Origin of the sequence: Autumnicola lenta (assembly GCF_031846515.1) — a bacterium.
GTDB lineage: Bacteria > Bacteroidota > Bacteroidia > Flavobacteriales > Flavobacteriaceae > Autumnicola > Autumnicola lenta.
Map to the genome: position 1 here is coordinate 90,855 of NZ_JAVRHO010000010.1, position 18,977 is coordinate 109,831.

General features: G+C 38.9%; 20 protein-coding genes. 8 read left to right on the forward strand and 12 right to left on the reverse strand.

Annotation, left to right across the window (positions count from 1 at the left end; translation table 11 throughout):
* Window positions 1-43: 43 nt before the first annotated feature.
* On the reverse strand, window positions 44-748 hold the full coding sequence (locus tag RM545_RS08760) for a DUF4197 domain-containing protein (protein ID WP_311494944.1): 705 nt from the start codon (window positions 746-748) through the stop codon (window positions 44-46).
* Between the two features lie 94 nt (window positions 749-842).
* Window positions 843-1,694 carry a formyltetrahydrofolate deformylase gene (gene purU / locus RM545_RS08765; protein ID WP_311494945.1) on the reverse strand — a complete coding sequence of 284 codons (852 nt, stop codon included), beginning with the start codon at window positions 1,692-1,694 and terminating at the stop codon, window positions 843-845.
* A gap of 142 nt (window positions 1,695-1,836) precedes the next feature.
* Between purU and RM545_RS08770 the strand changes: the two genes are divergently transcribed.
* Window positions 1,837-5,268, forward strand: a complete 3,432-nt coding sequence (locus RM545_RS08770; protein ID WP_311494946.1) for a methylmalonyl-CoA mutase family protein — start codon at window positions 1,837-1,839, stop codon at window positions 5,266-5,268.
* Window positions 5,269-5,460: 192 nt separating this feature from the next.
* A complete protein-coding gene (locus RM545_RS08775; protein WP_311494947.1) occupies window positions 5,461-6,081 on the forward strand; it encodes a MarC family protein in 621 nt (206 codons plus the stop codon).
* Between the two features lie 59 nt (window positions 6,082-6,140).
* Here the strand turns inward: RM545_RS08775 and RM545_RS08780 are convergent, their stop codons facing one another.
* Window positions 6,141-6,536 (reverse strand): hypothetical protein, encoded by a 396-nt coding sequence (locus tag RM545_RS08780; protein WP_311494948.1) that lies wholly within the window; start codon window positions 6,534-6,536, stop codon window positions 6,141-6,143.
* A gap of 129 nt (window positions 6,537-6,665) precedes the next feature.
* Here RM545_RS08780 and RM545_RS08785 point away from each other — a divergent pair, with 129 nt between their 5' ends.
* Window positions 6,666-7,127 (forward strand): Lrp/AsnC family transcriptional regulator, encoded by a 462-nt coding sequence (locus RM545_RS08785; RefSeq protein WP_311494949.1) that lies wholly within the window; start codon window positions 6,666-6,668, stop codon window positions 7,125-7,127.
* Window positions 7,128-7,149: 22 nt separating this feature from the next.
* Here the strand turns inward: RM545_RS08785 and RM545_RS08790 are convergent, their stop codons facing one another.
* Window positions 7,150-8,058: a class I SAM-dependent methyltransferase gene (locus RM545_RS08790; RefSeq protein ID WP_311494950.1), complete on the reverse strand. Its 909-nt coding sequence runs from the start codon at window positions 8,056-8,058 to the stop codon at window positions 7,150-7,152.
* A gap of 205 nt (window positions 8,059-8,263) precedes the next feature.
* Here RM545_RS08790 and RM545_RS08795 point away from each other — a divergent pair, with 205 nt between their 5' ends.
* Both RM545_RS08795 and RM545_RS08800 read left to right on the forward strand, forming a co-directional pair.
* On the forward strand, window positions 8,264-8,467 hold the full coding sequence (locus RM545_RS08795; RefSeq protein WP_311494951.1) for a DUF1328 domain-containing protein: 204 nt from the start codon (window positions 8,264-8,266) through the stop codon (window positions 8,465-8,467).
* 82 nt (window positions 8,468-8,549) lie between these two features.
* Window positions 8,550-9,974: a hypothetical protein gene (locus RM545_RS08800; protein WP_311494952.1), complete on the forward strand. Its 1,425-nt coding sequence runs from the start codon at window positions 8,550-8,552 to the stop codon at window positions 9,972-9,974.
* On the opposite strand, the gene RM545_RS08805 is transcribed toward RM545_RS08800, so the two are convergent.
* A complete protein-coding gene (locus tag RM545_RS08805) occupies window positions 9,971-11,182 on the reverse strand; it encodes an MDR family MFS transporter (RefSeq protein WP_311494953.1) in 1,212 nt (403 codons plus the stop codon). The two genes, RM545_RS08800 and RM545_RS08805, sit on opposite strands and share 4 nt — an antisense overlap.
* Window positions 11,183-11,349: 167 nt before the next feature.
* On the opposite strand from RM545_RS08805, the gene RM545_RS08810 reads away from it, so the two are divergent.
* Window positions 11,350-11,511: a hypothetical protein gene (locus tag RM545_RS08810; RefSeq protein ID WP_311494954.1), complete on the forward strand. Its 162-nt coding sequence runs from the start codon at window positions 11,350-11,352 to the stop codon at window positions 11,509-11,511.
* Between the two features lie 203 nt (window positions 11,512-11,714).
* On the opposite strand, the gene RM545_RS08815 is transcribed toward RM545_RS08810, so the two are convergent.
* The 6 genes from RM545_RS08815 to RM545_RS08840 form a co-directional block, all read right to left on the reverse strand.
* Window positions 11,715-12,827: an outer membrane beta-barrel protein gene (locus RM545_RS08815; RefSeq protein ID WP_311494955.1), complete on the reverse strand. Its 1,113-nt coding sequence runs from the start codon at window positions 12,825-12,827 to the stop codon at window positions 11,715-11,717.
* A gap of 141 nt (window positions 12,828-12,968) precedes the next feature.
* Window positions 12,969-14,195, reverse strand: coding sequence for an ammonium transporter (locus tag RM545_RS08820; RefSeq protein ID WP_311494956.1), 1,227 nt, complete (start codon window positions 14,193-14,195; stop codon window positions 12,969-12,971).
* Between the two features lie 31 nt (window positions 14,196-14,226).
* Complete coding sequence (locus RM545_RS08825; RefSeq protein ID WP_311494957.1) at window positions 14,227-14,565, reverse strand: P-II family nitrogen regulator; 339 nt, start codon at window positions 14,563-14,565, stop codon at window positions 14,227-14,229.
* 396 nt (window positions 14,566-14,961) lie between these two features.
* A complete protein-coding gene (gene crcB / locus RM545_RS08830) occupies window positions 14,962-15,336 on the reverse strand; it encodes a fluoride efflux transporter CrcB (protein WP_311494958.1) in 375 nt (124 codons plus the stop codon).
* 6 nt (window positions 15,337-15,342) lie between these two features.
* Window positions 15,343-16,380, reverse strand: a complete 1,038-nt coding sequence (locus RM545_RS08835; RefSeq protein WP_311494959.1) for an SRPBCC family protein — start codon at window positions 16,378-16,380, stop codon at window positions 15,343-15,345.
* A gap of 66 nt (window positions 16,381-16,446) precedes the next feature.
* The gene (locus tag RM545_RS08840) at window positions 16,447-16,635 is read right to left on the reverse strand and encodes a hypothetical protein (protein ID WP_311494960.1); all 189 of its coding nucleotides are present in this window, start codon (window positions 16,633-16,635) and stop codon (window positions 16,447-16,449) included.
* Between the two features lie 134 nt (window positions 16,636-16,769).
* Between RM545_RS08840 and RM545_RS08845 the strand changes: the two genes are divergently transcribed.
* Both RM545_RS08845 and RM545_RS08850 read left to right on the forward strand, forming a co-directional pair.
* On the forward strand, window positions 16,770-17,156 hold the full coding sequence (locus RM545_RS08845; RefSeq protein WP_311494961.1) for a pyrophosphohydrolase domain-containing protein: 387 nt from the start codon (window positions 16,770-16,772) through the stop codon (window positions 17,154-17,156).
* A gap of 11 nt (window positions 17,157-17,167) precedes the next feature.
* The gene (locus RM545_RS08850) at window positions 17,168-17,704 is read left to right on the forward strand and encodes a Gmad2 immunoglobulin-like domain-containing protein (RefSeq protein WP_311494962.1); all 537 of its coding nucleotides are present in this window, start codon (window positions 17,168-17,170) and stop codon (window positions 17,702-17,704) included.
* A 133-nt stretch (window positions 17,705-17,837) separates the two neighbouring features.
* On the opposite strand, the gene RM545_RS08855 is transcribed toward RM545_RS08850, so the two are convergent.
* Window positions 17,838-18,905, reverse strand: coding sequence for a branched-chain amino acid aminotransferase (locus RM545_RS08855; RefSeq protein ID WP_311494963.1), 1,068 nt, complete (start codon window positions 18,903-18,905; stop codon window positions 17,838-17,840).
* Window positions 18,906-18,977: the final 72 nt, after the last annotated feature.

Below are 18,977 nucleotides of genomic sequence, written 5' to 3' on the forward strand. Positions count from 1 at the left end.
TAATGTGAATTCTGTTAATTATCACTAAAATAAGAAGCTGTGTCTAATCCTGTAAAGCAAAAACCTTTTGTAGTAAGGCTGTGGTTCTTGAAGCAGCCTGCTCCCTGATTTGTTTTTCTTCTACAGCAATCATTGTAAATACACCATTTAAAGCTTCCCGCGTAACATAATCCGGTAAGTCAGGATTTACTCTGGAGGTGAGTGGTAAGCTGTTATATCTTTGGATAAGATTACCCCAAACCTGGGTAGCACCTACTTTATCTAAAGAATTCTCAATGACGGGATTAAATTTAGAATATAATGCAGTTTCTGTTTTATTGTTCAAATATTGAGTGGCAGCATTATCATCACCTAAAAGTATATTCCGTGCATCTGTAAAAGTGATTTCCTGTACTGCATTTACAAAAATAGGTGTCGCTTCCTGAACTGCATCTTCTGCAGCCCGGTTAAGTACCTTTAAACCTTCATCTGCCAGTGATCCCAGTCCCACATCCCGTAAAGTCTGGTCTACCTTCTGCAATTCCGGAGGTAATGTAATTCGTACAAGTTCATTTCTGAAGAAACCATCTTCCTGAGTCAGCTTGGTTACTTGTTTTTCTATTCCCATGTCCAAAGCCTGTCTAAGACCTGCGGCTATGTCATTATTGCTCACCCCGTATCCTCCTTGAGGTAGCTGGCTTGCAATATCCTGCAATTCTGCACAGGATGTGAAAATCAATAGTAGACATAGGGAATAATACTTTTTCATAGTTTTCTTTTTTTCAAAGATAGGATAAAATAAAAGCTTTTTATGTTGAAAGGTTTTTCAGCAGGCAGCCTCCAAGAATAGAAGACTGACGAGATTAAACAAAAATGATTGTTTTATTGTTGTAAACGAGTGTTTTTCGGGCTATGTGCAATTTTATCCCGCGGGCAAGGACGATTTTTTCCAGATCTCTTCCCTTTAAAATCAGGTCATTTATAGAGTGACTATGGGAAATACGTGAAATATCCTGTTCTATGATCGGTCCCGCATCCAGCTCTTCGGTAACATAGTGGCTTGTCGCACCAATAATTTTCACTCCGCGTTTATAAGCCATGTGATAAGGTTTTGCCCCTGCAAAGGCCGGTAAAAAGGAGTGGTGGATATTAATAATTCGGTTGGGAAAAGCTTTGATAAGATTGGGTGGTATTATTTGCATATAGCGCGCCAGTACAATAAGATCTATCTTTTCCTTCTGAAGTAATTCCAGGTGACGGGCTTCGGCTTTTTCTTTTTTACCTTTAAGAACGGGTACATGGTAAAACGGAATATCAAAACTTTCAGCAATAGGTTTAAGGTTCTCGTGATTACTTATAATCATTGGAATAGTCACATCCAACTCGTTAGATTTATACCTCCCGAGAATATCATAAAGACAGTGATCATACTTAGACACGAAAATTGCCATTTTTAGGGGTGCGCCTGCGGTGTACATCTGCCACGTCATCTGGTAACGATCTCCTATATTTTGCCTAAACACTTCTTTTATAACCGAAATTTCCGCATTATTAGCAAATTCGCTCTCCAGTCGCATAAAAAAGATCTTGTTTTCAACATCTACATATTGATCGATATAGATTATATTACCTTTATGCTCATAAATAAAAGAAGTGACGCTGGCGATAATCCCTGAGGCATCAGGACAATGTATAAGAAGCGTAATTTTGCTCATAAATGCTGTTTTCAGGCCTAAAATTAGGCATTTTACAGGGTTTTGACTTCTTATGAATTTAGTATTATTGAATTCATAAAGAGGTGTAGTGAAAACTACAATTTTCGTAAATTGCAGCATCAAAAAATTGATATTACTGAAAATGGAACAACAGAAACCGTATACTCCTGAGAATAAAATACGAATGGTCACAGCCGCTTCACTTTTTGACGGCCACGATGCTGCAATTAATATTATGCGAAGGATCATCCAGTCCACCGGTGTGGAAGTAATCCACCTGGGTCATGACCGCAGTGTGGAAGAGGTGGTGAACTGTGCCATTCAGGAAGATGCACATGCTATTGCAATGACTTCCTACCAGGGCGGGCATAACGAGTATTTTAAATACATGCACGATCTTTTAAAGGAAAAAGGTGCTGGTCATATTAAAATCTTTGGCGGTGGCGGCGGAGTTATTCTCCCGGAAGAAATCAAAGAATTGATGGACTACGGAATTACCCGAATCTACGCTCCGGATGACGGCCGGGAAATGGGGTTGCAGGGAATGATCAATGATATGGTGAAGCAGGTAGATAATTCAACGCCTGCGCTACCAAAAGAAGATGCTGTAGAAAAATCACTGAAGGAGAAGAATGTAAACACCATTGCAAGGCTAATTTCTTTAGCTGAAAATAATCATGAAGAGTTTGAAAAGAGTTTTTCTGAAGTAAAAAAATCCGGAAAAAACATTCCTGTTCTGGGAATTACCGGTACAGGAGGCTCCGGGAAATCAAGCCTTGTTGACGAACTGGTAAGGCGTTTTCTAGCTGATTTTCCTGAAAAAAATATCGGAATTGTTTCTGTAGATCCTTCCAAGAAAAAAACCGGCGGTGCATTGCTTGGAGATAGAATTAGAATGAATTCTATTAATAATCCGCGGGTTTATATGCGCTCTCTGGCCACAAGACAATCCAATCTCGCCTTGTCCAAACACGTTGCTGAAGCTGTAGAAGTTCTTAAGGTTGCTGAATATGATCTTATTATCCTGGAAACTTCAGGAATTGGGCAGTCAGATACAGAAATTCTGGATCATTCTGATGTTTCTTTATATGTAATGACTCCGGAATTTGGAGCCGCAACGCAGCTTGAAAAAATTGACATGCTGGATTTTGCAGATCTGGTTTCCATTAATAAATTTGATAAACGTGGCGCCCAGGATGCACTGCGGGACGTTAAAAAGCAATACCAGAGAAACCATGCGCTATGGCATGAAGATGCTGAAAAATTGCCAGTTTTCGGCACTATTGCTTCCCAGTTTAACGATCCCGGCATGAACACGCTTTACAAGCATATCATGGACAAGATCGATGAGAAAACAGATTCAGAATTGAATTCTACTTTTGAGATCTCACGGGAAATGAGCGAGAAAATTTTTGTTATTCCGCCTAAACGTACCCGCTATTTATCCGAAATAGCCGAAAATAACCGCGGCTATGACGAAAAAGCCAAATCTCAGTCAGAAGTAGCACAAAAGCTCTACGGAATTTACAAAACCATAGAATCTGTCACCAGTGTAAAGCTTGGACTTACCAAATTTGGTCTGGATGAAGAAGCTTTGGAAGAAGCAACTTCAGAAGAAAACAGAGAATTTACAGGCTTGCTAAAAAAAGAGTTCGATCGGGTAAAGATGGATCTTGATCCTTATAACTGGGAGATCATTCTCGGCTGGGACGAAAAAGTAAATAAATACAGGCAGCCGGTTTATTCCTTCAAAGTACGGGATAAAGAAATCAAAATCGACACCCATTCCGAATCACTTTCCCATACGCAGGTTCCAAAAGTTGCACTTCCAAAGTATGAAGCCTGGGGGGATATTTTAAGATGGTGCCTTCAGGAAAATGTGCCGGGGGAATTTCCTTATACTGCCGGGCTTTATCCGTTTAAAAGACAGGGAGAAGATCCTACGAGGATGTTTGCCGGAGAAGGTGGGCCGGAGCGTACCAACAGGAGGTTTCATTATGTAAGTTTAGGTTTGCCGGCAAAACGGCTTTCCACGGCATTCGATTCCGTGACGCTTTATGGAAATGATCCCGATCATCGTCCTGATATTTACGGAAAAATAGGAAACGCCGGAGTTTCAATTTGCTGCCTTGATGATGCCAAAAAACTGTATTCCGGTTTTGATCTTGCAGATCCAATGACTTCTGTAAGTATGACGATTAATGGACCTGCTCCAATGCTTCTCGGCTTTTTTATGAATGCGGCTATCGATCAGCAATGTGAAAAATACATCAAGACAAATGAGCTCGAAGATAAAGTTGAAGCAAAGCTGCAGGAGCTTTATAACGATAATGGAATTGACAGGCCATCATATAGAGGCGGCCTGCCTGAAGGAAATAACGGTCTGGGATTAATGCTTCTGGGTTTAACCGGAAACCAGATTTTGGATTCTGAAGTTTATGAAGATATTCGTCAGAAAACACTGAGTTCTGTAAGAGGAACCGTTCAGGCAGATATTCTGAAGGAGGATCAGGCGCAGAATACCTGTATTTTTTCCACGGAATTTGCCTTAAGATTAATGGGCGATGTTCAGCAATACTTTATTGAAGAACAAGTGCGGAATTTTTATTCGGTTTCCATTTCAGGATATCATATTGCTGAAGCGGGGGCAAATCCTATTACACAACTTGCTTTTACTCTATCCAACGGATTTACGTATGTGGAATACTATTTAAGCCGCGGGATGGATATTAACAAATTTGGACCCAACCTGTCCTTCTTTTTCTCTAATGGAGTAGATCCTGAATATGCGGTTATTGGCCGTGTTGCCAGGAAAATATGGTCCAAGGCATTAAAGCACAAATATGGTGCTAATCCACGAGCCCAAATGCTAAAGTATCACATTCAGACTTCCGGTCGTTCCCTGCATGCACAGGAAATAGATTTTAATGATATCAGGACAACCTTGCAGGCGTTGTATGCTATTTACGACAATTGTAATTCCCTGCACACGAATGCGTACGATGAGGCCATTACCACGCCTACAGAGGCTTCAGTAAGAAGGGCGATGGCAATTCAGCTTATCATCAATAAAGAACTTGGATTAACCAAGAATGAAAATCCAATCCAGGGTTCGTTTATTATCGAGGAACTTACAGATCTTGTTGAAGAAGCAGTCTTGTTGGAATTCGACAGGATTACCGAAAGGGGAGGTGTTCTGGGAGCGATGGAAACTATGTATCAACGCGGGAAAATTCAGGAGGAAAGTCTTTATTACGAAACTTTAAAGCACAACGGGGATTTTCCAATTATTGGTGTGAATACCTTTTTAAGTTCTACAGGATCACCAACGGTTACTCCGGGGGAAGTCATAAGGGCGACAGAAGAAGAAAAACAACATCAGATAAAAACACTCACAACCCTTCATAAGGCCAAAGGCAGCAAGGCAGATGATGCACTGGATAAATTAAAGGATGCTGCTGTTAACAATGAAAATTTATTCCAACTTTTAATGGAAGCCACAAAAGTTTGTTCTCTTGGCCAAATTACCACTGCTTTATTTGAAGTTGGGGGGCAGTATAGAAGAAATATGTAAATATAAATGTAGTCTCCCCTGGAAAAAGGGGGAGATTTCTTGGTTGGCGTGCATATTTTTTATCACTGTTTCCTGGCTGCAAAAACCTCTAAACTTTAGCTGTTTATTGCTTTAAAATTCAAACTTTCAAACTACTTTTGCAGACTTTAAAATTCGATCACTTTAGATCCTATTGAAAAGGTAGAAATAACTATGGAAAACATCTGGTTATACGCCATTGGGGCTTTCACCGCGTTCTTTGCTATTAACAATCCCGTGGGGAACATTCCTATTTTTTTAAGTCTCACCAAGCAGGCCGATGGCGCAAAGAAAAGATTTATTTCCAAAAAGGCGACTTTTACAGCTTTCGTTATAGTTACCGGGTTTATTTTGCTGGGTAAATATATTTTCGATCTTTTTGGTTTGACTATCCCTGCGTTCAAAATAACCGGTGGAATCCTCGTGTTCTTTGTAGGTTTTGAGATGATTCGGGCACAGCAATCCAGTATAGATAACCAGACAGAGATAGATTTTAACGAAGGTATTTCCATTTCGCCCCTGGCCATTCCAATACTGGCAGGACCGGGAACTATAGTTACCGCCATGAACTACACCACCACGGCCAGTTATCTCGATATGCTTGTAATTGTAGTTATGTTCGGGTTAATAATGTGGCTCAATCATCTGGCTTTTATTTCCAGTGATTATCTGGTGCGGTTTATAGGGCAGAATAAAATTGTAGTAGTAGAGAAAATAATGGGGCTTATTATCGCCATTATTGGTACTAACATGCTAATCCAGGGCATTCATCTGGCTTTTTTTGAGCAGGTCTAAGCTCCTTTAGATGAACTCTAAGCCGAAATTTGCCATTTTAGAAGGGGCATTAAAGTCGCTTACATTTTTAGCATCCAGGTGCGTTGAAGTTTTCTGAACTTCTTGAGTTCGCTCCTCAAAATTTGAACAAACTCTCTACCATTACTATTAGAAAGCTCCAGGCGATCACAATTTTCATGTAAAAGATTCACCAGGCGCGTAAGGGAAGCAACATGCCGATATCTTTCTTCAGAAAAAGTTTTACTTTCAGCCTTTAAAATTTCAGGGGCGAGAGAAACTGATTGCCGTACGAGATCACCTGTAAAATATATATGCGGGTTCTCTTTTCCATTCACCTGCAAATTTCCAAGATCATGCATCAGGTAATGCGAAATGCTTCTCGAAAGACGAAAAATCTCCATAGCTTTTTTATAAATAGCTGTTTCAGTAGTCTTGCTGGAATTATTCAACGACATTTTTATAGCAGGATTTTTAGTTTTATCTCTTCAAATTTAACTACAAGATTTTTATTCTGTACATCGATTTTAAAGTATAATGCCGAATGTACTTTAGTTTTTATATTTTTATTGCTGTAAACTATTAAAATGAAAATCGATAAACTCAATTGGGAGATACTCAAATGTCTGCAGCTTAACGCCCGGCAGTCCAATGCAGAAATTGGCAGAAGGGTGGGAATAAGCTCTCCCGCAGTTGCAGAGCGAATCCGGAAAATGGAAGATTCCGGTTTAATAAAAGGCTACAGAACCGAAATTGCTTATAACCAGGCGGGACATCAACTAAAAGCAATCATTACTTTGAGAGCTTTTATGGGGAGACTTAAAGCGTTTCTGGAAAAGGTAAAGGAATTTGATGAGGTTCTAAACTGCTACAGGATTACCGGTAACGAAAACATTATTATGGAAGTCGTTCTTCAGGATCAGGCACACCTGGAGCAATTTATTGATAAAATGATCACTTATGGAGAGACAAAAACTCATATTGTGTTATCTAATGTAATTGAAGACGCACCTATTAAGAAGCCGGGAGTGCCTAGAATAAAGCCCTGAGAGAGGAGTACTTCTTAAGAAATTACTTTCTGGCGCTCACCAGATACATAAGAGAACCTCCGGCAGCATGATATTGTTCACGCTGTAAAGCACCCATTATGTGGCTGTCTCTGGAATTATATTTTTCCTGGTATTCGAAGTAAAATGGCATATACTGCTCTCCTGCAGCACTAAAGAAATCGATATCCTTCTGAGTATTCGATTTCCAGGAACTTCCCTCGAGCCATTGCTTTAACGTTGCTACCTGTTCTTCATTATCATAAGGCGGATACATGGCAATTGCTTTATCTGATAATCTTACTTCGATATTTTTTAGTTCTTCCATGGCAAACATGCCGGGCAGCAAATCGCCCAGAGAATTATCGCCCTGGCCCATTTTTCGCTTTCCTTTTTCGATAATGAGACGATATTTAATATGATCGAGTGTATCTTCAATGGAATCGTTTTTGGTGAGGGACGTTTTAGTAAGACTTTGGATAATGTTGTTCGGTTCCACGCAAAGCAGGGTTCCGTTGCTTTTCAGAACCCGTTTCATTTCCCTAATAGCTTTTTCAGGCTCGGGAAGATGAATGAGTACGGTCTGGCAGCTAACAAAATCAAAGCTATTGTCCGGAAATGGCAATTTTTGAGCATCTGCTTTCATTAGGTTGAAATTCTGTGCTTTACCTGAAAAGTAATGCTCCAATTCAGGGTTTTGGAAATGCCATTTCTGATCGTTATCAACGGCAGTAATCTCAGCATCTTCCCGAAGGTAAGGTGCCATGATCCTGGTCCAGTGTCCTTTTCCGCAGCCCACATCGAGCATAGAGCTTACGGTATGTAATTTAAGTCTTTCTGCAGTCAAATCGAGGAAAGGTTTGTTCCACCAGAAATCCCTGTAGTCTCCAAAAAATTCTTCTGAATGCCCTTTATCTGAATTTTTTTTGCTCAAAATCTCGCTGCAGTTTTAAGGAGCGAAGATAAATAATTTACTCTGGCAGGGGGTAATAAAAACTTCTTGTTTAGAAACCAAAGACACTATCAAAATATTAACATTTGAGCTGCTTAAAGGTGTTTCACGTTAATATAGTGGTAATTATAATTTCTTTGAGATTAAGTACTGCTTTATAAGTTTACTTTTGTAATAAATAGAAAACATGAAAAAGAAGATAATTATATTTTTAGCGTTTACATTGTTAACTGGTCTTATAGGATTTTCAGGAATGAATTTTGATGGAATAGCTGCAGTAAGAGTGATGTTCCTGATCTTTGCCGATTTACTTTTAGTAACAATATTGGCAAGTTTCTTTTTTTCCTCAAATCAACAACAGGTAAGGCTGGAAAGGGTTAAGAATAAATAGAATTAGGAAAATGTATGGCACTAGTAAAGCTTTTACCTTAGGGTAGAGGCTTTTTTTTATATTTACTAACGAACAATTTGTTATGAAGAAGCAAAAACACTGTATATTTCTACTCCTAATCTGTATTTTCTTTTCTGCAGGAGCGCAGGAATTACGACTGATTAAAGGAAGGGTTACAGATTCTATTCCTGTTCAGGATAGCCTTGGCGGTTCCTATGCACTTTATATTCCTCAATCTTTTGATGCTCAAAAAGCTAATCCTGTGATTTTTGTTTTTGATCCTGAGGGTAGAGGGAGACTTGCAGCTCAGCTTTTTCGCGGAGTTGCGGAAGAACAATCATATGTTATTGCAGCTTCCAATGTTAACTATAAACAGGATTCACTTCAGCAGAACGCTACCCAGGCTCTTAGAATGATTGGGAGTGTAGTAAGAACTATTCCAATTGATACAGATCACATTTATACCGCCGGCCTTGATGAAGGTGCACAGGTGGCAGCTGCTCTTCCTATAATCTATAATGATGTGGATGGTGTACTTGCCATAGGAGATGCCGTTTTAAAACCGGAATTTGTAGTTGAAGAAAATAACTATTTTTTTAATGCAGTAGTGAGTGAGCAGGATTTTCAGAAGTTTCAGCTGGAAAGTTATGTTGATTTCTTTAAAAAGAGAGGTTTTCCGGCAGAACTGAGTTATTATTCCGGAAGTCCGGAAGAATGGCCAGATCCTCAGGTCATTGCGAATGCGGCGGCAGGGTTCACCTTAAATTCTATGGAAAGAGAAAGACGTACCCTTGATGCCGAAGTTGTGGAAAATATTTTTCAGAATGAATTGGAATACGTGGAAAGGTTGAGACGAAAAAGGGAATATTACTCTGCCTTTGTGAAACTGGAGCAAATGGAGGAGAAGTATGAGAATTATAATTTTGATGATATTCTTAAAGAAAAAAAGAGAGAATTACGAAGGACCAGAGCTTTCAGAAAGCAGAGAAGGGAGTACAGGAGAGTAAAGGAGCGGGAAGAGCTTAAGCAGCAGGATTATATTTACTTTATGGAGAATGATCTTGCTATTGCCAATTTTGAAAATATTGGATGGTGGGCGTATCAGTTAGATGAACTAAGAAAACTTCAGGAGGATGGAGGTGTAGCAGAGCAAAAGATGGCGCACAGGCTTGAAGGGTTTCTGAAAAACTATTCCAGTGTGAAATATGAAGAAATTCAGAAGAATAGTACCAGTCTGGATATGAAGATATTCGCGAGCCTTCTAAGGACTGTTCTGGATAAGCAACATCCTGAAGCTTATTTGAATATTGTAAAGCTCGCTGGTAATGATGGGGATTACGAAACTGCCTTACTCTATCTTGAAGATTTGCTGAAGTTAGGGTTTGATGACATGGAGAGGCTTTATGATATTCCCGGGATTCTTGATCTAAAATTAAGTCCTGAATATAATGAACTTATCCATAAATATTTGGGGAAATCGAAATACTATCAGGCAGAGATGGACTAAGCAGCAGCTTCGTGTTTCAGCTTAAATTTGAGCCAGACTAACAACAAACAGGAAAAAAGGGCAAGACCTATCATAACATTCCAGGTGAAGCTATAACCAAGCTTTCCTATTAGCTGCATTCCGGAATTATGTCCAAAGATGTGACTTATGGAAAAGGCAATGCTGTAAAGTGCCATATAGGATCCTTGTTTCCCTTTATCTGCACGTTGCAGGGCAAAGCTGTTGGAAAAAGGAAAAGCAATCATTTCTCCAATCGTTAATAGAAACATTCCTATAACAAGCGTTCCCAGCCAGTTGCTAAGGTTCATTGCAAGGAAACTTAATCCTGCCAGGGCAATTCCCAGTATAACATAAGTTGTAGCAGATTTTCCTTTCACTTCAAGGTACTTTATAAGGGGCATTTCAAACAGAAAAATTATAAAACCGTTAAAACCCAACAGGACTCCGATTTCAAATTCTGAAAGATGATGCACTTCAGCATAAAACAGAGGTACAGTAGAGAAGTACTGAAGGAAAATGAAACCAAACAAAATCATTGCTGTAATGAAAAGAAGGTAAGGCTTATCTTTTAATACCGATTGTGGCTTCAGGTTAATTTCTTTTGCGTTTTCTAATGAACGTTTGGGATGAAGTAGTTTAAGCAACAAAATTCCTGCAATTAGACAGGTAATTCCGTCAACCCAGAAGAGTCCGCTGTAGCCGATTCCTATAATAATTAAGCCACCAATTGCAGGTCCGGCAGAAAATCCAAGGTTGATCGCCAACCGAATTAAGGTGACAGAACGCGTTCTGTTTTCGGGCTTGCTATAGGCACTTATAGCCACAAAAACAGCCGGGCGAAACATATCTGCCATCGTCATTACAAGAAATATTCCAGTACATATTCCCCAAAAAGACTGCGGAAATTGAAGCAGGACGAAGAGAAAGGACGAAAGAATCAGACTTGCGGCCATGGTCTTATAATGGCCAATTTCGTCAGTTAATTTTCCGCCCAGCCAGGATCCTGTTACAGAACCCAATCCGAAAAATGTAAGAATCCAGCCAACTTCCTCCAGTGAAAATCCGCGGCTCTTTGTAAGATATAGTGACAGGAATGGAATAACCATAGTTCCCGCGCGATTAATAAGCGTGATTAAAGCCAGAAGCCAGACTTCTTTGCGCAGGCCACTAAAAGAATTTGTATAGGAACGATAAAGTTGATGAAGCATACGATGAAAAATAGAGGTCTAAATTATGGTAAATTCCCTTAGCTTACTGTTTAGTAATCTAAATTTGTCTTTAATATTGCTGGTATCCAAAGATTTCTGATTTTGTTGCACGAATTGTGCGAATAGATATTAGAAATGTGAACTTTTAGATAACTGCTTTGTGCGAAATGAATATAGAAGCGGAGGTGGTTATAAAGAAGTCGTTATTCCATATTACCACAATTAAAAGGGAGCAACTTCAGAATAAATCTGTTATAAAAGGTGATGTGCTGAAAATGCCAATTATCGATCCTGAGTGTTACTATTTGCCTGGAAAACTGTGTTCTTGAAAAGAAGGAGAGGAGTTATTTCCGAAGAAAATTCTATAAGAATCAGTTGAAGAATAAAAAATCACCTACTCCGGCGGACGGTTTTGGATATGAGGTGCCGGAGTGGTGATTTCCCAAAAATATTTAATATCAAAACCGAAAATATTCCTGTTCCTAAAGCTTAGGTAACAGAAATATTTCCGTGTGTTTAAAAATTTAAGTAATTAGAACGCATAAATTGCAGCAATAAGGAATGAAGAAAGGTTATCATTCATATTTAAATCTGAATCCAAGAATGCATCTTCAGAAATACTATCCAGTCTTAACTCCGGCTTAATGATTAAATTACCAACTGTATAACTTCCTGTTAAAGTGAAATCCAGTGCTTCTACATCTGCTCCGTAAACCGGACCACCGTCTTCGAGTTCTTTAAAATATTCAGCTCTTAAACCTATCGCAAAACTGTCTGAAGTCTGAAGCTGTGGATAAATTGCAGCTCCGTAAAAACCGAAACCATCTGTGTCTTGATATGTGGTATTAAAGCCAAGGTAAAAAGCATCAGAAAGATCCCAACCTGTGGTTAAATCGATCTGAAAAGTAGCTTCATCAGAAACAGGTAATTGTTCACCGTACAGCAGGTTTAAAAAAGCACTTCCGGATGCATTCGAATATCCTAATTGTCCTCCAAAGGAATATTTCCCGTATGGGTTAAACTCTGTAAAGTCTGTAGGGTTCATGATCGCTAACATCCCTGTCCAGTTATCGTCAAAACTAAAATCAGCTTTTAAACCGGTATGAGAAAATGGCCCGTAAGAGAACATATAGGAGGTAGAATAGTTGAAGTTGGCAGCTGGAGAAATAACCTCATAACCAAGATAAGTATTCCAGTTACCCAATGTAAGCGTTAAAGCATCGTTTACATTATAGTAGACATATAGCTGGTTCACAATATTGCTTGAACCAATAGAATTAAAAACTGCTTCTTCACCACGAGGTCCAAAAACAAGGTCGGCAACAAAACCTACTTTACTGCCTTCATATCCTAAAATCACATTTGCCATTCCAAGGGCAAAGCCAGGAGCATTGGCAAACGAGGATGCAGGTGCCTGTGGTCCTGCAATAGGATCGCCATCTGCGTTATATTCTATTTTATTTAAGCCGTTAAAATTAGTTCTGAAGTACGCATCTACACTACCACTCAGAGTCCAGTTGGAAACTTCTTCTTCTTCTTCTTCTTCCATTTCCATGTCTTCCTGAGCATAAGTGTAAGAACTTGATAAAACTACTGCTGCTAAAAGCAGGAATTTTGTTAATTTTGAATTTTTAATTACTTTCATAATGAGATTGTTTAAATTTTTTTGATTTGATTTAGCTTCCAGGCTCGATTGATCATGTTTAGTCAATCGAAAAATATGTAGAGTGATTATTGACGGAGCGTTCTGCAAAACGCTCCGTTTTCATTACTCTATATTGTTGTATTAGTGTTGTCTTAGTCCAAAATCTGCATAAGCGTCCATGCCATGTTCATGCTGGTCGAGACCTTCCGTTTCTTCAACTTTTGAGACTCTTATACCAATTGTAACTTTCAGGATATAGAATATAAGGAAGGCACCTACAATACAAATTGCGGCATAACATCCTACTCCTATAAGCTGTGTGATGAACTGGTCAAAGCTTGCCAGGTTTCCGAAGATTCCAACAGCTAGTGTTCCCCAAATTCCACAGATTAAGTGAACGGCTACTGCTCCTACAGGATCATCCAGTCTTAATTTGTCTATTAATGCTACTCCCAGAACAATAATAACCCCTGCGATGGCTCCAATTAATACAGCATCTGTAGGAGACATTTGATCTGCTCCGGCAGTTATACCTACGAGTCCCCCTAGTATTCCGTTTAAAAACATGGTGATGTCATAGTTTTTATACATCATTGTGGAGAAGATAAAAGAAGCAACTCCGCCAGCTGCAGCTGCAAGACAGGTAGTAACAAGGGTTAAGGAAGTTAGCTCCGGGTCTGCAGACAGAACTGACCCTCCGTTAAATCCAAACCATCCTAACCATAGAATTAGAACTCCGGCTGTTGCAAAAGGCATACTGTGCCCGGGGAAAACCCCGATTTTACCATCTTTGAATTTCCCGATTCTCGCACCAAGTAACCAAATAGCCACTAAAGCTGCCCAGCCACCAACGGAATGTACCAATGTGGAACCTGCAAAGTCATAAAAGCCCATTTCATCAAGGAATCCACCTCCCCATTTCCATGATCCTGCAATAGGGTAGACGAGGCCTACATATATAATTACAAAGATCATAAAGGCACTAAGCTTCATTCTTTCAGCAACAGCTCCAGAAACAATGGTGGCGGCAGTTGCGGCAAACATTCCCTGGAAGAGAAAGTCGGTCCAGTATGTATAGCCTTCACTATAAGCAAGATCCAGCGATCCATCTACAAGCGGACTACTAAGACCAAAACCTGCAAAACCTATAAATCCATTAAATTCTCCCGGATACATAAGATTGAATCCTAAAAGACAATAAAGGAGCAAGCCCATTGTGATAATAAAAATATTTTTGAATAATATGTTGATGGTGTTTTTTTGTCTGGTAAGACCGATTTCGAGAAAAGCGAAACCAAGGTGCATAAAAAATACCAGCCCTGTACAGATCATCATCCATACGTTATTAACTGTTAATAATCCTTCCATAATTTCTTTGGCTTAAATAGAGTTAGTAATTTTATTTCAGAGAATCCTCTCCTTTTTCCTTAGTTCTTATTCGGTAAGCTTCATCTATTGGAGAAACAAAAATTTTACCGTCTCCTACGTTTCCGGTATGAGCAGTCTTGCATATGACGTCTACGGTTTTTTGAGCAAAAGAGTCCTTTACTACTATAGAAAGATATCTTCTTTGGATATCTGCCGTGCTGTAGCTTACCCCACGGTAAACGTGGCCCTCTTTTTCGTTACCGACACCGGTAACGTCCCAATAGCTAAAAAAGGTGACCCCCATATCGTGGAGAGCCACTTTTGTTTCATCGAACTTAGATTTTCGAATAATTGCTTCAATTTTTTTCATAATTTCTAATTAAAACTTTTGATAAAGTTATAAAATTATCATAAACCCCCGCGAAAAAAGGGGGTTGCGTATAAACTTTTATGATATTGAGAATTTATGCCCCTCAAAATTTAGGGGTGTATATTTTGAAACTATAATTATGCGGAATATTTACCTATAAAGATGATTGTTGAGGTAAGACTGGACAGAAAATTTTAAAAAGGAGGTTGAATTCTATTGAAAAAGGAGGTTTGGATATATAAAATGAATGTTTTTTACCTATTTATCCAAGCAAGGGTGTAATTTATCAGGGATGTTTAGGATAATTACCAATTTGCAAGTCGGATACCCTAAAAAATAACAGGGCACTGGTGAATATGTGATTGTTTCAATGAATTTTTATGTTGTTGCAGATAATTAAGAGAATCTGGACAGGAATACCCCTATAAAGACGGCAGAAATACCCAAAAAGACACTGCCAAGGGTGTAAAGCAGAAAATTGTAATAATCACCAGATTTTAAAAAAATCTGATTTTCATAAGCAAAAGTGGAAAAAGTTGTAAAGCCACCGCAGAAGCCCACAGCAAAAAAAAGGCTGAAGGCCGTAGGTAAATTGTTGTACTTAAAGCTGATGCCCATAAGAAAACCCAACAGAAGGCTACCCAGAATGTTAACAACCAAAGTGCCGTAGGGGATAGATGTTATCACAGTGTTATTAAGGAGCTTGCTTAACTGATAACGCAAAACACTGCCCAGCCCACCGCCTAAAAAAACCAGGAAAGCACTTTTCATAAGAGATTATGGTTCTTGTACAGGAATATAAATGGTAGTAATCCAGTTCGCAGGATTTCTGGTGTCCTGAGGCCTGATGTTATATACTTCAAAAGAATCTGATTCTTCCAGCGGCACCAGGTTATTTTCCTGAATATAGGCATGAGCTCTGTCCCAGGCTTCGGGCAGGTTATCATAACTTCCTTTTAAAGTGGTTTTTACAACCTTTTGATTAGGCATAAATCCGGTGAGAACCGGACTCTCTTCCGGAGTTATTATTTCGCTGGGAGTAAAGTATCCTGCAGAGAAAATTGCCGTAGTATTGCCGTTGTTCCATTCGTTATAGAGAACAAAAGGGTTCCCCAGCTTCTCGATATTATTTTTCTCCATATATGAAGAAATATCCGCTATCATAGTAGACATCCTATCATTTACCTGACTAAGTTTACTTGCTGTTGTACTATACATATAATATCCTCCTCCATGCTGTGTCACACCATCAACATTAATGGAATACTCTGCCATTTTTTCATTCGTAATTCTTTCAAGATCATCCAGGCTCTGTTGCATCCTGGTTCGCCATATATCGCTAAAATCATCGGTCTGAAGTAAAAAACCAAGTTTTTCCATAAAACTGTGTTTTCCCTGCACTCCCCAGGTGATCTGGGTTCCGTTCTCTGTTTGTTCAAAGTTCCAGTATACTTCACTGGTGGATTCTCCAAAAGGTATGGTATATTCCATGTCCTGATTTATAGAAGAAAAGGGGCGTACCCCGGTATTTGTGATTTTACCATTACCAACTTCATCACTTTTCCAGGAAAGAACAGCGCCTTCGCCACTGCTTTCTTCGCTGTAGGTAATAATCGGGTTATTTTCACTCTGTAACCAGGCAAACCACTCTTCCCAGTTTCGGAATTCATTAACTTCATTAAAAATCATCTCCTGTGGAGCTGCAATTATCCTTTTTTCTTCCAGTTGGTAATCACCTTCTTTTGTGGCAATGTAAATAGAGGAACCTATTATAAGGATAAGAATAAGAAACAGGAGGTACTTAATAATTTTCATTTTTATTCCGTTTATTTAATGCTAAGATAAATAAAATCCGTTGCTATGTAGAAATTCCCGTGTTTACTAGCGGTTCATAAATAATTTTATCAAAAAAAGTAAACCAATAAAGGCGAGAAAGCCAATAAGTACGTAAATACTTCCTTTATAATATTTTCTATGCAGTGCAATATCCTTGCGATAGCTAAAAATTATGACCGCCACAAAGGCTACCACAAAAAAGCCTGCAAAAATCAGCTGTCCTGTACTAAACATTTTTGTTATTTTTAAGCAAAGTTAAGCTTTTCATGTAGATTCCACCTGCAAAAGCAACAGTAGTAAATTGCCAAAAAGGATACAGTAAATTAATTGGCCACAGCTCAATTTTGGCCTTAAAGCAGAAAAATAATATGAAAAAAAGAATTGCGGCGGTAAAACAATTTCATACTGCCTTTGGACTTGGTTTTAATGAAGAACCTATTGCAAATCTCGGGAAGCCTAAAAATGAATTACGTTTTGAGCTTATGAAGGAAGAGAATGAGGAATACCTGGAAGCTGCCAATAATAATAATCTGGCTGAAGTTGCAGATGCCCTGGGCGATATGCTCTACATCTTGTGCGGGACGATATTGGAGCACGGTATGCAGCATAAAATTGAGGAGGTTTTTGATGAAATTCAGTTAAGCAACATGAGTAAACTTGGCGCAGATGGGAAACCTATTTATCGGGAGGACGGTAAAGTGCTGAAGGGTCCTAATTACTTTAAACCCAATATTGATGTAATTCTAAAGAAATAGTTATGCTGAAAATGAAAACCATAAAATACTTGTTTATACTACTGATAGTGATCCCTCTTTGCACTTCATGTGGTGAAAACCGGAAGGATGTAAATTCTACCGAAACATCAGAGGATAATGCCCTAATTGAAGACACGGTACAGGAAAGGAGTGATGCTGAAAATGGCAATTTTCGACATTCCAATAAAGAGGAGGATGAAAATTGGCAAATTTCGAACCTCATTGTTGTAGAGCAGCCTAAGAGAGAAGAGAAGATACTTTCACCATTGCAAATAAAGGGAAAAGCAAGAGGAACCTGGTTCTTTGAAGGTACAGCACCGGTCACTTTGGTCGATAATGGCCAAAAAGAGCTTGCCACCGGTATTATTGAGGCGAAAGGAGAGTGGATGACAGAGGATTTTGTTCCGTTTCAGGGAAGTTTGGAGTTTGATGCTCTAAATTTTGAAAATGGATTCCTGATTCTTCATCGTGCAAACCCTTCAGGCAAGCCGGAATATGATAAGAACATTATAATTCCTGTAGATTTCTCTACTAACGAGGGGATTTAGCTTTTTATTCTTCCGAAGTTGAAAATGGTGAAATTTGGAAGATGCTTCAGACTTGATTATTCCGAAGAAAACGAAAAAAGAGCAATTCCCTTAGGAGAATTGCTCTTTTTATATTGCTATTAGTTTCAAATTTTTATTTAACCTGATATCTCCAGTTGAATTTATCTGCGGCCTGGTTGTATTGGATTTTCGTAAGTTTATCCTTGAAGAAACCGGCATAAGAATCTTCCAGTTTTGGCAAATCATATTTTTTACCTGCGTGACCAAAACCAACTATTGGATTTATTACAGTAGCAGTACCCGAACCAAAAATTTCTTTTAAATCGCCACTTTTTGCAGCTTCCACGATTTCTTTAACAGAAACTCTCCTTACCTCAAGGTCTATATTGAATTCTTTGGCAAGGGCGATGATACTTTTTCTTGTCACACCGTCAAGAATCCTGTCACTAGTAGGAGCAGTTATTAATTTATCTCCAACTCTAAAAAAGATATTCATGGTACCTGCCTCTTCCAGGTATTCGTGAGTGTTGGCATCTGTCCAGATAATTTGCTGGAAGCCTTCGTCTTTTGCAAGGTTGGTAGGGTAAAACTGGGCAGCATAATTTCCTGCAGCTTTTGCGAAACCTACACCTCCATCTGCTGCACGGCTGTATTCTTCAGAAAATTTAACTCTTACTTCTCCGCTGTAGTAAGCTTGTGCGGGAGAGCAAATGATCATAAATTTATATTCCTTTGCGGGTGCGGCAGATACGCCAGCTTCAGTAGCTATAACAAATGGACGTATATAAAGAGAATTTCCAAAACCTTTTTTTATCCAGTCTTTCTCCAGTTTCAGCAATTCTTCCAATCCGGCAAAAAAGAATTCCTTCGGAAAAGCAGGAATAGCAAGACGTTCGCTGGATTTATTAATACGCTCAAAATTATCTTCTGGTCTAAAAAGCCAGATTCGGTCTTCTTCATCTTTAAAAGCTTTCATTCCTTCAAAAACGGCCTGTCCATAATGAAACACCCGGGCAGAAGGATCCATTTCTAAAGGTCCGTAAGGCTGTATTTTAGGAGTTTGCCATGCGCCATCTTTATAATCACAAATCATCATATGATCTGTAAAGACCTGTCCAAAAGCGAGATTATTAAAATCTGTATTTTCAATCTTAGAAGTTGCGGCTTTTTGTATGTCCACAGGGGTGGTGCTGGTTTTCATATCATCTGTATTTTGACCCACAAATTTACCGAAATTAAAACAGAAACAAAATCTAAACTTTCGGTAAATTTG